We start from the raw sequence: 15750 nt of genomic DNA on the forward strand, positions 1-15750 counted from the left end.
GCTCGTCGCTATAAGCGGGTACGGCCAGACGACGGTGCGTACTTTTAAGGATACGACAGTTTCCTGCGGCTGATGAACGTCAAGGATAAAGATGGCAACATCGTGAAACACGTCGATTACCATTATCAGAACCAATAAACCTAAGCGATCACCTATCAAATCAGTCAATTGAAAACACAACATATTTTAAACAGGATAAAGCGGCGATATTTTGCTTTATCACTGTTATTATTCGCAGGACTTGCCGTGCATGCCCAAACCAATGTAAACGGTTCAATGACCGGTACCATATCATCGGGCGAATACTATAGCAGCGGGTCCATCCATATCACCAATGCCCATATTAATCCGGGAGCCGGTCAGCGGGTGCATATTTATACCGTAGGCGACTGCCTGCCTTTAAACAATCTGGCATTAAGCACAACGCAGAACTATGTTAGTACAGTAGTTCCGCGTATACCTGGCTACGTTCCTGGCAATACGGGTTATAGTACCTGCGATGTAATGCAGACGGTACAATATATCGACGGCCTGGGCAGGCCCCTACAAACGGTACAGGTGAAAGGCAACCCCAATGCCACACGCGATGTGGTACAGCCGGTAGCATACGATCAGTTTGGACGTGAGGCTACCAAATACCTGCCCTATACCACAGCCAGTAATGATGGCAGTTATAAAGCAGATGCATTGACCACCGGTCAGAATAGTTTTTATAATGCCCCGCCGTCAGGGGTGCCCACGATTACCATCCCTTCGGCCACAACTGTTTTCGAAGCATCGCCACTCAACAGGACTTTGGAACAAGGCGCACCGGGTAACGACTGGCAACCGGCTGGTACACCCAATACCACAGCAAGTGCAGGCCATACGGTAAAGGTTAGCTATGGGAGTAATGCTACCGGTGAAGTAGTACTATGGGTTGTTAACAGTAACGGTAATGGGGCAACAGGCACTGGTCCATACGACCCTAGTCAGTTGTATAAAACAACTACCACCGATGAAAACGGTAACCAAAGCATCGAGTTCAAAGACAAGGAAAACCACGTAGTTTGCAAAAAGGTACAATCAGGAACCAATACTTTCCAGTCGACCTGTTATGTGTATGACGACCTGAACAACCTGCGGTATGTGATTCCGCAGATGCCTGGTGCCTACCCAACCAGTTTTGCCGAAACCGATGGCGTGTTCCAAAACTACATCTACGGTTACCACTATGATGAACGGAACCGGTTAGTGCAAAAGAAGATCCCGGGCAAGGACTGGGAATACATGGTGTATAACCAGCTTGATCAATTGGTGCTTACCCAAGACGGTACCCACCGGGCTAATAAGCAATGGATACTGACGAAGTACGACGCTTTAGGCCGTGTGATCTTAACCGGTTTGTTTAAAGACACGGCAACACCTGCATTAACCCAGGCACAACTGCAAACCAACATTTACGCCGCAGCGCAATATGAAACATATACCGGTACAGGCTTAGGGTATACCTTAAACAGTTACCCGGCATTAAGCTGGGTATTTACACTCAACTTTTATGATAACTATAATTATCCTAATAACCCATATAATACTACGGTAAGCAATACTTTAACACAGCCAACCGGTTTACTAACGGCAAGTAAAACAGCTGTCTTATTGCCCGACGGCACCTTTGGGCCCATGTTATGGACGGTTCACTTTTACGATAGCAAAGGCAGGCAGGCACAAACCTACCAGCAGCATTACCTTAATGGTGGCACAAGTAACAGTGATTATGATGAAACGGCCTTCAGTTATAACTTTAACGACCAGGTAACCCAAACGACCAGGCACCATTACACCCAGGCCAATACCAGCAGCCCGGCATTAACCGTAGGTACAGCTTACACTTACGACCACATGGGCCGTAAAACCCAGACGAATGAACAACTGAACGGCGGAGCCAATGTGTTACTGAGCCAGGAAGATTATAACGAGGTTGGGCAACTGATGACCAAGCACCTGGGTAATAATGCACAACAGGTAGCTTATACGTACAACGAACGGGGCTGGTTAACAGGTAGCAGTGCTCCACTGTTTGCTATGCAGCTCAACTACAATACAGGAGCTGCACCGCAATGGAACGGCAACATCAGCCAGATGACCTACTTAACGACAAAGACAGCCCAACCTGGCAATCGTACATTTAATTATACTTACGATAACCTGAACAGGTTGAAAGTTGCCGCTTTCTCGGGTGGACTGGCAACCGATGCACTCGATGAAAACATCAGTTATGATGAACTGGGCAACATTACCCAGTTAAGCAGGGCTAATGCAGGCACACTCAACTATACCAGCTATACAGGTAGCCAGCTTAACACCGTAACCGGGTATAGTCCGCGCAGCTATGTTTATGACGCCAATGGTAACGCTACCTCTGACGGACAAGGCCAGCAGATTGATTACAATATGCTTAACTTACCGCAGGATACCAAACGCAATAATGCCATTGTGGCCCGTTACACTTATGATGCCTCAGGACAAAAGCTTCGTAATACGGGCAGCGATGGTACCTGGGACTATATTAATGGTGTAGTTTACAAAAATGGAACCGTAGCGTTTATCCAAACCGACGAAGGACGCATTGCCAATAATAACGGTACTTATAATTACGAATACAATCTGCAAGACCACTTAGGCAATAACCGGGTGAGCTTTGATATTTACAATGGGGCTGCTCGTGTGGTGCAGGAAGATGAATACTATAGTTTCGGCCTGCGCAAACCTGGAGGTTATGATTACTCAAACAATAACCGTTATCTTTATAATGGAAAGGAGATACAAACAGATTTAACTAACCAATATGATTATGGCGCGCGGTTTTATGATCCTGTAATAGGCCGTTGGACAACACCTGATCCGCTTGCGGAGAAGATGAGACGGTACTCTCCTTACAATTATGCTTTCGATAATCCAATGCGGTTTGTCGATCCAGATGGAATGGAGCCTACACCTGCGGAGGCAGCTCGAATGGCTCGACATGTTTATGGTGATCAAAAGGATAACATATTGAAAGGAGGCTGGCGAGTGTCTCATAGAGATTTTGGAATATCACTTACTAGTGAAAATGGCTTAAAATCTCAAGTTTATGAACGGGTGGTTAAAGGCAAAGTAACTGAGTACTCGTATGCCACAGCCGGAACAGAACCTAACTGGAAAGATGTTGGAGCCGATGTAAAACAGCCATTGGGTTTATCGAAACAATATGAAGATGCAGCAAACAACGCAAAAACAATCTCTGGTATTCTAGGAAAGACAGAGTTGACGTTTACTGGGCACTCACTAGGAGGTGGGGAAGCGGCGTTAAATGCTTTAGTTACAGATAGAAAGGCCATTACTTTTAATGCGGCGGGTGTGGGTGATATAACTAAGATTGCTGAAGGTAACTGGAAAACTCCATTTAAATCTGAAAGTGGGATAGACGCTTTTATATTACGGACAGACCCTCTGAACACACTTCAGAACAACAGCCCTATAATGCCTGATGTAAACGGGAATCGCCATTACTTATGGCCAAAAGATATCCCTTCCGTGTACAATGGCCATAGCATGGATAATATATTAAAGAACTTTCCAATAAAGTAACGACTAACATGAAAACAATATTAATACCGATAATAATGTCTTTGTTGCTGATTTCTTGTACAGGCACTAATCACGATAACAACGTGGATAAATCAAATTTGACGGGCGAGGATTATCGACTTTTTCAAGGAACCCCAGCATCCGAATTAGCTATGTTTGTAAAGGATGAGAATGTAAAGGGTATAGAGCAAATAGTAAAAAAAGATCCAAGGCTTATCAATTACCAGGAACCTAAATATGGAAATACCCTGTTGAAAATGACCATAATGAATCAGCAATGGAAACCATTTAAAGCATTAATTGACAATAAAGCAGATGTTAGCATACATAATACATTCAGCGGTGCGTCCGCTTTGATAGAAGCTTGTTCTTCCAAACACTATGATATCAAATACGCAGAACTACTTTTAAAAAGTGGGGCAAATGTTAATGATGTAGAAACCGGAAAAAGAAAAGCAGGCAATTCAACTCGCCTTACTCCATTAATGGCCGCTGTAAAAACGGGTAGCGTAGAATTGGTAGAACTACTTGTTAAAAATGGGGCTAATATCAATTACGTAAACGAGTTTAAACAATCTGCTTTGAGTACTGCGATACTAACAGCCAAATATAATGTTGCCCTAAGCTTACTTGAAGGAGGAGCTGATTATAAAGCGCCCATCTTTTACAGAGAAGAAGAAAGTAAGGATATGTATTTGGTTGATGTGTTGCGGGAAGCTTTCGTTGATTTAGACACAGAAGACCATAAAAATAAGATGAAGATTATATCCTTTCTTGAAAGTAAGGGTGTTAGTTATAAAAATGCGCCTATACCGGATTATATAAAAAAGAAAGCTCAAGAGAACTACCCAAATGATTGGAAAAATTACTTAGAAAAGTATTAGTCACACTTAACGAGTCCATTAATAAGAAGCCCCAAAAGGGGCTTTTTGTTTAATGAGCGTAAGCTTTCCGCGCTTTAGCATCGCGCAGCAAACCATCAAGAGCATATAAAATACCTTCGCGATCTGTTTCAGAAAGCTCATTCAGTTCATTTGGGCGTTTTAACATAGCCGAGTTCAATGCGGAAGAATTGGAAGCAGCAGCACCGAAATTATGGTAAAGCTTACACGCGAAGAGATTTACAAGCTGGGCTGGGAACAGCCGATGACCGAGATTGCCAGGATGTATAAAATATCTGATGTAGGTTTCAGAAAAGCTTGTGTACGAATGAATATTCCGATACCGGCTGTTGCTCATTGGATGAAAGTGCGTTCAGGAAGGAAAGTGCCTAAGCCCAAACTGCCTTTGCCCTGGAAAGGCAAAGCGTTTATTGAGTTGGAAGAGCGTGCAGCCGACGAACCGGTTAAAAGCCCGTCTGCTAAGCATAAATTGGCCAAGAAAATTGCTATTGAGAAATTACCATTTAAAGTTCCTGACCGGTTGACCAGTCCTGATCCACTCATCATTGCAGCCAGGGAGAACTTAAATACGATGAAAGATATTAGTTATCCCGGCATGGCGGTAACCGGTAAGAAGCAATTAGATATCCGTGTTGCGCCTGCCAGCATTGGCCGAGCGCTTCGTTTTATGGATACGCTGATTAAATGTCTTCGGGCGCGTGGACACCAATATGAAACAGACATCAAAGGCAATTATGTTGTTATCCGCGGTATCAAACTAAAGGTCAAGTTTAGAGAACTGACAACGAAGTCCAAAATTAATAAGCCCTACAGGGATTACGACTGGCGGCCTAACGGCAAACTGGTCTTCCGACTCGACGGCAATTATCGGAGAGATTGGAAGGATCTTAAATTACAGTTAATGGAAGATCAACTGCCCAGGATATTAGCAAAACTGGAAGTTTCGCAAAGCAGGAAGAGGATGACAATTTAAAAGCTCAAATAAGACGCGAAAGCTGGGAACGGGAACGCAAGGCTATAGCAGAACGGGAAGCGAAACAAAGGGAAGATGTTAAAAAGTTTAAAGCGCTTATGAACGCTGCAAAACGTTGGAAACAGGCTGAACTTTTAAGGGAATATTTAAACGCAATTCAGACCTCAGATAATGAATGGCTTGCTTGGGCAAATCACAAAGCAGTCTGGCTTGATCCTAATTTAAACTGCGAAGATGAGTGGATGGCTGGAGTTGACAAAAACACCGTTTAACAATCAGAATTAAGATCATAAATAAAATGAGCCGATCAAGTCCCCTAATTAACATAAGCCCACGCTACCCTTTACTCTCTTGTTGCTTAGGATTGCAAAGGGTAGCTATGCTTATGCCCTCAACCCATCGCTCATGCCCTACGCACAGGAAATAAGGAGTTACGTTTGCCTTATGCTTACCAACATCGCGCCAAGTTACGCTCATGCCAATAAGGGTTTCACCCACATTGTCACTCACCGGCTATAGCCGACTTGTCATGTTGTTGGTCTGTAGCAAGCAGCAAACTCCACATTCGCTCTCGCTTACCTTTTATAAGTTTCACTAATGCTGCGCAGCACTTGGTCTATCGACCAGGTGAAGCTTGCAAGGTTCATCCTTTAAAAGGTCAGATGCGAATATCTATTTTGCTCACCTACGTCTCGGGTTAGGCATCAGCATCGTTCACAGCATTTGACATTACAACGCTACTCGCATTGTTCAAATGCAGCGCCAATGCCTTGTGATGCATTCCTTATAGTCGTCTTGCGCTACCTCTATAAGGACCTAACCCTCTATTCGCGTAGGACGGTTCGCTATTTTAGTGTTGCTGTTTGATTAGCCAACCATTAACTTAGAGGCAAACTTAGATCATATCAAAATGAAGCGATTTCTCTTAACATTGACTATAGCTGTTGTCGGCTATTGCTCTTATGCGCAAACTAATACCTTTCCTTCAAGTGGTAATGTAGGAATTGGGACAACGAGCCCTGTCTCAGATTTGCAGGTATCTGGTTTAACAGTTTTATCCAATCCAGGAGGAACTAATTATAACGAAAATTTAAGATTGCCTCCGTCTAATGCTGGCTTCTCAAGTATCGCCTTAGGAGCAATAGCAGGAACCTCCGGTTCAGGTGTCGGTCAATGGTCATTTGTCAGGTATCCAGTAACATCGAATTACTTATTCGGCATACGCTATGGAGATAGCGATTATTTTAATATTGTGAGTAATGGCAGCATAGGTATAAACACAAAGACACCTCAAAGCTTATTGCATATCTATCAAAACACACCAAATTCCACAGGGTTGATCCTGCAAGGTAATACCATCAACAGTGATAATGCCCAGCATTATATCGCTATGACCTTCGACGGTGATTACGGCAATGCAACCGGTAATTATTCACAGATCAGAAGCTACAGTAATTTATATTCCAATTGGGGCAGTCAACTCGCTTTTTTTACTACCCAGGTAGGAGTAGCAAATACGGTGGCCGAAAGAATGAGGATAGATTGGTATGGCAACGTAGGTATTGGAACCAGCGCGCCTGACGCTAAACTATCGGTTAATGGTACCATTCACACGAAAGAAGTAAAGGTGGATTTGACAGGATGGCCTGATTATGTGTTCAAACCAATTTATAAACTTCCTTCTCTGTCAGAAATAAAAACCTACATCAATCAGTACCAACATCTGCCTGACATGCCCTCTGAACAGGAAGTGGCAAAGAATGGTATCAACTTAGGTGAGATAGTAAAAGTTCAAACCAAGAAGATAGAGGAGTTGACGCTGTACCTTATAGATAAGGAAAACCAGGTGAATGATCAAACTATACAGTTGTCGGAGCAAAAGAAAGAAATTGAACTACTAAAGAAGGGACAAGATGAGTTGAAGGCAGCTTTAGCTAAGCTGACAGACAGTAAGTAATACTTTATCTATCTTAGCAGATAGGTACAAACGTTCTTTGAATGCACCATGCCACCGGCACGGCGGACGGCACCTGGGACTATATCAACGGCATTACCTATCATAATGGAACAATCGCTTTTATCACGACGGAAGAGGGCAGAGCGAAGAATAACAGCGGAACATATAAATACACCTATGACCTGAAAGATCATTTAGGTAACGTTAGGGTAACCTTCGATAAAAATACCAGTACCGGCGCAGCCGAAGTAATACAGGAAGATGAATATTACGCCTTTGGCTTACGGCACGGGTTATATGATAACTCAAACGGTAACCGTTATCTTTATAACAAGAAAGAGTTACAGGATGAGCTGACGCAATACGATTATGGTGCAAGGTTCTATGATCCGGTAATTGGTAGGGGGACGAGTGTTGATCCATTGTCGGAGAAGAATAGGCGCTTTAGTCCATATAACTATGTTGAAAATAATCCAATCAGGTATATTGATCCCGATGGAATGGATAAGGATGATCCGGTTACCGCGGCGATGAAGAAGTTTACTTCGGAAATGAAACAAGTATTGTCAGGCTCAGCTTCCTTAGAATGGAGGGTTGAAGGATTAGGAGGAAGTGTTAAGGCCGGTCCTCTGAAAGCTGGTATTGACGTCGGGGTGTGGAACGCCAAGGCTAAAGTGGAAAATAGCACATTGAAATTTGAGGGATCTGTAGTCACATCCAAAGTGGATTTGGGATTAGGTGGGGCAAAAGCGTCTGCGGGTGTCGATTTTATAAAGGGTACAGCAGAAGTCCCATTAGGCAAGGGGCCAATGAAAGGTGAAATAAAAGTAATAGATTCAAGTGCTACGGTCTCTAAGGGATCGATAACAGTAAATAATTCATCTGAATTAGGCGGATCTCTGAAAGTTGGTCCTGCTACCGTTGAAGGAACCGTACATTTAGATCATGCGGCGGCAGCAGCAGGTAGCCTGTATACCGCTGGATACGAATATCTTAAACAGAAAACGAGTGAGATAATGCATCCCCAAGTAAAAGTATTACCAGAAAATCAATAACAAACTATGGAAAGAAACAAATATTCATTCAGAAATCTATTTTGGTCTTAATTAATCTTGCTAATCGGCTCATGATATCTGTGTTTTTTGAGCCGCTTAAGTCCCCTAATCGGCTCAAAGCAATTTTTATTGTAAATCGGATTCCGGTTTGTACCCAATTCGCTTTCTTGGACCATTGGTTTCGGGTTGATCTATCTTTTTTGACAGCTCATCCAAATACGCGAAGACGATTTCTACATTTCGCCCCTGGTTATTTAGTTCTTGCTTGATCTTTTCTATTTCAAGTCTTAGCTCTGTTTGGCTATTAAACATTTGTCTTAGGCGGGTGAAAATACGGACGAGCTGAATGTTAATCTGTATAGCCCGTTCGCGATCCGGTTGACCAGAATATGCAGATGGGGATGATCTGCATCGAAATGCCGGAAGATGATATACTGGTGCTGGGTAAATCCCATATTGTTCAAATATTCATTTGCAATTTTGTTCATTTGTTCATCGCCCAGGTTCTCATGAAGCGGGAAGTTCAGAGAAGTGTGGTAAAAGTATTTTTTAAGGTTTGGCCTTAACATTTTGACCAAAGCGACTTCTCTCAGGGTAGAAAGCTCATTGCTAGATGTAAAAGTCGAGTCCAAAATTTTGGCAACCCCTTTATCGACCTTTTTAAGGTTATAATCCAGTGCCCCTTTAAAACTTTTTCCCTTTACCTGATCTGCTGTCATTTCAATAAACAGTTTAAGATCTCTCCCTGCGTCTTCATCAGCGCGGTCAGGATGTTAAGATAAGCGGGGGATAACTTACCGGTATGTAACTGCTTTACCGCCTGGTTCAGATTAATACCGATCTTATGCAGTTCCTGATAAAGCGAGGCATCAACTGGCGATAATTTAATAGCCGGGAACCTGCCTGTAAATGCCCTGATCCGAATCCAGTTCGCGGAACTTAAGCCGGACGCTTCGGCATACTTACATGCTATCTTATTTTCGTCTATTGTTAACCGGATGTTGACCTGAATGACCCTTTTCTCCTCCTCGTTCAATGTTGGTCTTCCCATGATTTTTGATTTTAAACGCAGTGCAAAATGGTGCTGAACTCCGTAGGAGCAAGCCGTTTAAGCGTAGCGAAAACATGGCTTGCTCCATATCGAAAAGACAGTTTTCATTTCGCGATACGAATACGTTTGCTTTGCACTTCTCCCCGTAATACTTTCTGTATATCTTCGAAGCTGTAGTATAATATGCCGCCGATCTTGGTAAAGGGAATGGTGCCATTGTCCCGTAATGTTTGGAGGGTGTTGTTAGAGATCTTGAGCAGGTTCTTGACCTGGTAACTCTTGAGATATTTGGGCGGTTGTCCTTCGGCCGATTCACCGGATAATAATGCCTTGATCTGGTTAACGAGTTTCTCACCGAACTCTGTCAGGTCTTCTCTGGTGATAATTTCTGTTGCCATAAACTTCAATTTTGTTAAACCATTTTTTGATAGCAGTTAAGCACATACCCAATCACATGGGCTTAACCTGATGCATCACGTATAATGAATGCAATGCTTTGGTACAAAATTGACTCAAGCAAATGGAAAATTACTCCGAGTTTATCCGAGTCGGAGATGCGATATATTAAATTATCTTGTATCGGTTGAAAGATTAACGGAATTATAAGTACGCCAGTTGAATGCCAAAGACTGTGATATTTTTATGTAATAATTAATGTCTTGAAGGAAAACTTATTACGATTCTTGCGACTCTGATGATCAATGAGTACTAAGTCATTGCTCAAAAAATACTTTTAAAGTGAGAATTTTTAAAATGTTGAAGTTTGATAGATGAAACTGATTTATTATTAGGAATATTTCATTTAAAAGGTGGAATATAATCACTTCAACCTAATTATATTAGAGGCGAGTTTTAGATTTAACCGTATCACAATTTCATGAAAAAATCGCTAATGGCGTTTCTGCCTTTCTTAGTTTCAATACAGTCTTACGCACAAAACACATTTACCAATAGTGGCTCTAATGTTGGTATTGGAACAACTAGTCCAACTACGGCATTGCAAATAGTAAGGGGCGGAACAAATGCTACTAGTGACTACCCGAGTGTGCAGATCAACACTAATGCAAGTGGAAATATCTATGGGCCAATACTATATTTGAACGGCTTATCTGGAAACAATGGCAGAATGTGGGGGCTGGTAAGTTCGGGAGCTCTTGATGCCGCAGGAACCGGCGCAGCAGGTAATTTTGCTATTTATGATACACAGGCAGGGAGCAGATTGGTAATTAATTCAACCGGGTACGTCGGCATCGGAACAATTAGCCCAAGTTCCTACTTTCATGGTGGGAACAATAGGGTTTTAGAAATTTTCAACCCCAATACATCTATAAACAGTCAATCTCATCTAATTTTAAGTACAGCATCTCTGGCGTCAAATAGCTCCGCTGGAACCATATCGTGGATGTCGAAGAGTTCAACAGGTACGCAGGGATTGGCTTATATAGCAGCCTTATCTAAAGGCGATGTTACGAATAACGCTTCCGGAGAAATGGTGTTTGCGACTGCAGATAATAGTCTTCCGGTCGAAAGAATGCGGATAAGTAGTACTGGTAGTTTGCTAATCGGACAATCAACCCAACCCAATCCAGGTTATAAATTGGATGTCGCCGGAAGTGTAAGGGCCAACGAAGTTGTAGTGAACAGCACCGGTGCAGATTTTGTATTTGACAAGAATTATCATTTAAGCTCTCTTGCCAAAGTGGATAAGTTCATAACTGAAAATCATCACTTACCAGGAATAAAATCCGCAGAAAAGATGACATCGGAAGGGATGAACATTGGTGAATTGAATAAAGAACTACTGCAAAAGGTAGAAGAGCTCACTCTTTATTTAATTAAAAAAGAAAAAAAGGATGAAGTCCAGCAGAGAGAACTGATCCGACTCAAAAAACGACTTAAGAACCTGGAATCTCAAATGCATAAAGCTGTTATTGAGTAATCGTGTGTCGTGGTTACTCATCTTAAAGTGCAATTAAGTTTCTACTGTCTCATAAAATAAATTACTTATTAAACCTAATGAAAAAACTTCTACTGCAAATTCTATCCCTGTTGGCCGTGCAGCAATGCGCCGGGCAGACGCTTAATCCCACACAAGCCATCAGTACTCCAAATGCGATTGACTCTTTCACCGGAGGGTATACATTTTCGTATGCTACGGCAGGCAGTCCGTGGAATGGCGCATTAATAAGTTTCGGTGGTTTTACTAATAACTATGACTGCCAGTTAAGCACAGATTATTTAAACGGGGGCAATCATTTATCATTTAGAACTCGTAATGGCGACGCTTCGATTTGGAACCAATGGCACGAAGTATGGCACAATGGTAATTTAAATAATACAAACAGTGACTTTACGGCAAGAAATATCTTTGTTAACAACGCTGTTGGTATTGGAACTTCGGAAACGTATTTTTCACCATTGACAGTACAATCAAATAGCAGCAAGACTGTGGTTACTCAAACCAAGGTTGCCGAATTTAAGACAGATGAAGCATTTTCCATTAATCCATTTAAGTTGACATTTTTAGTTACCGGAGCGCCAGTACTTGCGAATCGAAGTTATTCTTTACAAACAGGCGATCATAACGTTGTAAATGGAGGAAACCTTTTATTACAGCCTATTGCTGGTAATGTGGGAATTGGTACAACAACGCCAGACCAGATGCTTACTGTTAAGGGTATCGTGCATTCCAACGAAGTAATTGTTGATACCAACATTTTTCCTGACTATGTTTTTGATAAGGATTATGATCTCACATCTCTTAAAGATGTAAAAACCTATATCGATCAAAACCACCATTTACCGGAAATTCCTTCGGCGGCACAAGTTGCTAAAGAAGGCATTAATCTCGGTGAAATGAATACTAAACTGCTTAAGAAGATTGAAGAACTGACTTTGTACTTGCTTGAAAAAGATAGGCAAGTGAACGGGCAATCAAAACAAATTGAGGGTCTAAAAGGAGAAGTTGATGAGTTAAAAACACAGGTAAAGCAATTGCTCAACCTTTACAAAAAACAATAATACTATAAACCGTGAAACGAATATTACTATTAATTTTATCATCATTTGCAACTATATGTGCATACGCACAGTTTTCAACCCCCTCAACTGGCATGACGGTAACAACGGACAAAGTTGGTATTGGCACGACAACTCCAGGAGCTAAACTTGAAATAGCCGGGACCGGGCCAAGTATCTTTCTTGACAACGCTCAACTTGCTGCTAATAGAAATCCTCTGACCGGAGCAGTTGTTGACGGCACAAAAGGTTCCACAGCAATTGTAATGTCAGCATCGTCCAATGGCGGTAATTTTCAATTCTATACCAGCCCTGCTATTGGCGGAAGTGTTTACGAAAGAATGAGGATAACCGAGGCGGGTAATATAGGCATTGGAATGATTAATCCCACGGCAAAATTAAGTATCCAAGGCACCGGAACAGTGTCAAATACCGGAGCTCCTGCCATTGCGGATCTATTTGGAACTTTTGACCGAACCCGCTTAACGATAGGAAATAGTACTACCACACCTGGAGGGACAAGAAGCAGCGCGATCCTTTTTTATGGTATGAACGCAAATGGTAACGCGTACAAAAGTAACTGGGAAATCGGTAATGATATCGGCGCACACGGCATTAATGATTTTTATATTTTTAGTGTGGATCTAAACAACGCCCCTTTTTATATCAGTGCAACAGGCAATGTTGGCATAGGTACGGCTGTCCCAGGAGGATATAAACTTGCTGTAGCGGGTACAATTCATACGCAAGCCGTAAATGTTGATATGGCTGGCTGGGGAGATTACGTATTTGCTCCGAAGTATAAACTTGCCTCATTAAAACAAGTGGAGAATTATATCAACCAAAATCATCGCCTATCCGATATGCCATCTGAAGGCGAGGTTATTAAAAATGGAATAGATGTCGGCAAAATCGCTGAAATACAAACCAAAAAAATTGAGGAATTGACATTGTATCTAATTGCCCTCAAAAAAGAAAATGATGCTTTGAAAAAAGAACAGGCGGAGATCAATAAAAAGTTAAATCGTCACCATCTAAATTAAAAGAGTGGTTTGCGAACAGTCGATAAATAATTAATCTATACTATAATGCGATATCTAATTTAACAATATTGTAATTATTGTTAAATAAAGGTCGATTATTTAGTAAAATTTAAAAAAAATAACGCTGCCAAATCTGTCTTTAACAATTATCTTAGGGCTAAGTTTTAAAGCTTAACCGTATCACAATTTCATGAAAAAAATTCTTTCGGCAATTCTGCCGTTGCTCGTTATTGTCAATTTTACTTTTGCTCAAACCGTTTCCGGCCCCCAAGGCTATCGGGTTGTGGATCTCGGCACCAATAATAATGGTGATTACACACAATCCCTTATCTTATTGCATGAGGCTTATAATGGAACTTTATTAGCATTCAACAATGCTGTAGGCACGCTTACAGCTTTCAGAGGGCACCAGGGAGCTTTTAACAGAACAAACGTTGCCCTTATAAACACATCATCTGCCTATAATGCAACGTACGGTACCGTTGAATCCATTACCAGCGACGCGATTTGGAAGTTGAAAACCTGTATGTATAATGGCAAGTTATACCTCGCCGTTGATATACCTTATTCTCCCGCCTACCAAAATTGGGGCTTTCAATTTGCGGGTTGGGCCAATTCAAGTGGTGAATGTTTAAAAGTGGTCAATTATATGGTTAACAGCCAACCCGTTAACCAGAGTCTGATCAGTAACATTCAGGACTTTGTCCCGAATATGCCGCAAACTATTGATGTTTCACAGCTTAATATTAATGGCAAAGTGAATATAACAGGGCTTAATAGCCCGGGAAACTATCAACTTGCTGTAGCGGGTGGTATTCATTCGCAATCCGTTCAGGTGGATATGATAGGGTGGTCTGACTATGTTTTCAAACCGTCTTATAGCCTGGCATCACTTGCTGAAGTTAAATCTTATATCGATCAGAATCATCACCTGCCCGAAATTCCATCTGCCGCCCAAGTTGCGAAAGAAGGAATTAACCTTGGTGAGATGAATGCCAAACTGCTGAAAAAGATTGAAGAATTGACCCTGTATCTAATCGAAAAGGATAAACAAATGGATGCTCAAAATACCGTTATCGCAAAACTATTAAAAGATAGCCGCGAACAACAGATAGAGCTCGATAAATTAAAGAATCAGTCGACTAACAGTCAAAACAAGATTAAATAAATGAATACAAGATTAGTATACGTTATTTTACTATGTTTTTTTATGTCCGCAAAGACTTTCGCGCAATACAGTGGAAGTTTTATTGTACAAGGAGACGCCAACAAATATTACCCGGTAATTTTCACAGATGCTAATTGGTATAGTAATAAAACAACTGATTTTGAGATTGGCCGTTCCAGTGTGCATGAAGATGCTACCGGAAGAGGATCATTAATTGCCAAATTTCGAACCCATACCAATGATTGGGGAAATGGTTCCATGTTGATAGATGGAGATGTCAGAGAATATAATAATTCATTTATTGCAGATTGGACCGATGGCAGTTCTAGTAACGTCAGTTTTGCCATAATTATATGGTTTAAGGGAGGTAGCAATAGTTATTACTTTAATTCATCAGCGAATATCAATCCTGTAGTGTACGATGGGGTTCAGAACGCGCTACCATTTCAGGAGTTAAATGGTCCAATCCGCACTTATTTGACCAGTATAAACCCCCATGTAAATACAAATGGATTCACAGGTTCGGGAAGCGCCTTTTATGATGGCGTGTCAAATAATCATTTCGCGGGATATGTTGGCATAGGCACAACGCAACCGGATAAAGAACTAACCGTAAAAGGTACCATTCACGCTTCTGAGGTTTTAATCGATCAAAATGTCCCTCAACCAGACTACGTTTTCGACAAGGATTACGACCTCGCGCCCTTAAAGAAGGTAAGCACCTACATCGACCAAAACCATCATTTACCTGAAATTCCATCTGCAGCACAGGTCGCTAAAGAGGGGATCAATCTTGCAGAAATGGATGTAAAGCTTTTAAAAAAATAGAAGAATTAACACTATACCTCATTGAAAAAGACAAAGAAATTAAGGCACAAAATAAGATTAACAGCCAACTTAAGAACGATGTTCATCGGTTAAAGCGGCAAATGACAACCTTAAACCAAAACCTAAAAAGCATCAATGATAATTAA

General features: G+C 41.5%; 14 protein-coding genes. 11 read left to right on the forward strand and 3 right to left on the reverse strand.

Annotated features, from left to right (window positions below):
- Positions 1-168: 168 nt before the first annotated feature.
- The 6 genes from PQO05_RS06955 to PQO05_RS06980 all read left to right on the forward strand — a co-directional run bounded on the left by PQO05_RS06955 (position 169) and on the right by PQO05_RS06980 (position 8496).
- Positions 169-3609, forward strand: a complete 3441-nt coding sequence (locus PQO05_RS06955; RefSeq protein WP_273631979.1) for a DUF6443 domain-containing protein — start codon at positions 169-171, stop codon at positions 3607-3609.
- Positions 3610-3617: 8 nt separating this feature from the next.
- On the forward strand, positions 3618-4493 hold the full coding sequence (locus tag PQO05_RS06960; RefSeq protein ID WP_273631980.1) for an ankyrin repeat domain-containing protein: 876 nt from the start codon (positions 3618-3620) through the stop codon (positions 4491-4493).
- Between the two features lie 211 nt (positions 4494-4704).
- Positions 4705-5484 (forward strand): hypothetical protein, encoded by a 780-nt coding sequence (locus PQO05_RS06965; RefSeq protein WP_273631981.1) that lies wholly within the window; start codon positions 4705-4707, stop codon positions 5482-5484.
- A gap of 98 nt (positions 5485-5582) precedes the next feature.
- Complete coding sequence (locus tag PQO05_RS06970) at positions 5583-5756, forward strand: hypothetical protein (RefSeq protein WP_273631982.1); 174 nt, start codon at positions 5583-5585, stop codon at positions 5754-5756.
- A 638-nt stretch (positions 5757-6394) separates the two neighbouring features.
- Positions 6395-7441, forward strand: coding sequence for a hypothetical protein (locus PQO05_RS06975; protein WP_273631983.1), 1047 nt, complete (start codon positions 6395-6397; stop codon positions 7439-7441).
- A 41-nt stretch (positions 7442-7482) separates the two neighbouring features.
- Complete coding sequence (locus tag PQO05_RS06980) at positions 7483-8496, forward strand: RHS repeat domain-containing protein (RefSeq protein WP_273631984.1); 1014 nt, start codon at positions 7483-7485, stop codon at positions 8494-8496.
- A 317-nt stretch (positions 8497-8813) separates the two neighbouring features.
- Here PQO05_RS06980 and PQO05_RS06985 read toward each other — a convergent pair whose 3' ends face one another.
- From PQO05_RS06985 to PQO05_RS06995, 3 genes are all read right to left on the reverse strand, one after another.
- Positions 8814-9215, reverse strand: a complete 402-nt coding sequence (locus PQO05_RS06985; protein ID WP_273631985.1) for a relaxase/mobilization nuclease domain-containing protein — start codon at positions 9213-9215, stop codon at positions 8814-8816.
- Positions 9212-9547, reverse strand: a complete 336-nt coding sequence (locus PQO05_RS06990; protein WP_273631986.1) for a plasmid mobilization protein — start codon at positions 9545-9547, stop codon at positions 9212-9214. Before PQO05_RS06990 ends, PQO05_RS06985 begins: the two co-directional genes overlap by 4 nt.
- A 104-nt stretch (positions 9548-9651) precedes the next feature.
- Positions 9652-9945, reverse strand: coding sequence for a helix-turn-helix domain-containing protein (locus PQO05_RS06995; protein WP_273631987.1), 294 nt, complete (start codon positions 9943-9945; stop codon positions 9652-9654).
- A 479-nt stretch (positions 9946-10424) separates the two neighbouring features.
- Between PQO05_RS06995 and PQO05_RS07000 the strand changes: the two genes are divergently transcribed.
- From PQO05_RS07000 to PQO05_RS07020, 5 genes are all read left to right on the forward strand, one after another.
- Positions 10425-11486 (forward strand): hypothetical protein, encoded by a 1062-nt coding sequence (locus tag PQO05_RS07000; RefSeq protein WP_273631988.1) that lies wholly within the window; start codon positions 10425-10427, stop codon positions 11484-11486.
- 77 nt (positions 11487-11563) lie between these two features.
- On the forward strand, positions 11564-12568 hold the full coding sequence (locus tag PQO05_RS07005) for a hypothetical protein (protein ID WP_273631989.1): 1005 nt from the start codon (positions 11564-11566) through the stop codon (positions 12566-12568).
- A gap of 11 nt (positions 12569-12579) precedes the next feature.
- Positions 12580-13608: a hypothetical protein gene (locus PQO05_RS07010; protein WP_273631990.1), complete on the forward strand. Its 1029-nt coding sequence runs from the start codon at positions 12580-12582 to the stop codon at positions 13606-13608.
- 190 nt (positions 13609-13798) lie between these two features.
- Entirely contained in the window at positions 13799-14776 is a 978-nt protein-coding gene (locus tag PQO05_RS07015) for a hypothetical protein (protein ID WP_273631991.1), read from the forward strand.
- Entirely contained in the window at positions 14777-15604 is an 828-nt protein-coding gene (locus tag PQO05_RS07020; RefSeq protein ID WP_273631992.1) for a tail fiber protein, read from the forward strand.
- The last annotated feature ends 146 nt before the right edge of the window (positions 15605-15750 follow it).

The sequence above is a fragment of the Mucilaginibacter jinjuensis genome, assembly GCF_028596025.1.
GTDB classification, from domain to species: Bacteria; Bacteroidota; Bacteroidia; order Sphingobacteriales; family Sphingobacteriaceae; genus Mucilaginibacter; species Mucilaginibacter jinjuensis.

Coding starts and splice junctions, on each gene's coding strand:
- PQO05_RS06960 (WP_273631980.1), top strand. CDS start 3,618: ATGAAAACAATATTAATACCGATAATAATGTCTTTGTTGCTGATTTCT.
- PQO05_RS06965 (WP_273631981.1), top strand. CDS start 4,705: ATGGTAAAGCTTACACGCGAAGAGATTTACAAGCTGGGCTGGGAACAG.
- PQO05_RS06970 (WP_273631982.1), top strand. CDS start 5,583: ATGAACGCTGCAAAACGTTGGAAACAGGCTGAACTTTTAAGGGAATAT.
- PQO05_RS06975 (WP_273631983.1), top strand. CDS start 6,395: ATGAAGCGATTTCTCTTAACATTGACTATAGCTGTTGTCGGCTATTGC.
- PQO05_RS06980 (WP_273631984.1), top strand. CDS start 7,483: ATGCACCATGCCACCGGCACGGCGGACGGCACCTGGGACTATATCAAC.
- PQO05_RS06985 (WP_273631985.1), bottom strand. CDS start 9,215: ATGACAGCAGATCAGGTAAAGGGAAAAAGTTTTAAAGGGGCACTGGAT.
- PQO05_RS06990 (WP_273631986.1), bottom strand. CDS start 9,547: ATGGGAAGACCAACATTGAACGAGGAGGAGAAAAGGGTCATTCAGGTC.
- PQO05_RS06995 (WP_273631987.1), bottom strand. CDS start 9,945: ATGGCAACAGAAATTATCACCAGAGAAGACCTGACAGAGTTCGGTGAG.
- PQO05_RS07000 (WP_273631988.1), top strand. CDS start 10,425: ATGAAAAAATCGCTAATGGCGTTTCTGCCTTTCTTAGTTTCAATACAG.
- PQO05_RS07005 (WP_273631989.1), top strand. CDS start 11,564: ATGAAAAAACTTCTACTGCAAATTCTATCCCTGTTGGCCGTGCAGCAA.
- PQO05_RS07015 (WP_273631991.1), top strand. CDS start 13,799: ATGAAAAAAATTCTTTCGGCAATTCTGCCGTTGCTCGTTATTGTCAAT.
- PQO05_RS07020 (WP_273631992.1), top strand. CDS start 14,777: ATGAATACAAGATTAGTATACGTTATTTTACTATGTTTTTTTATGTCC.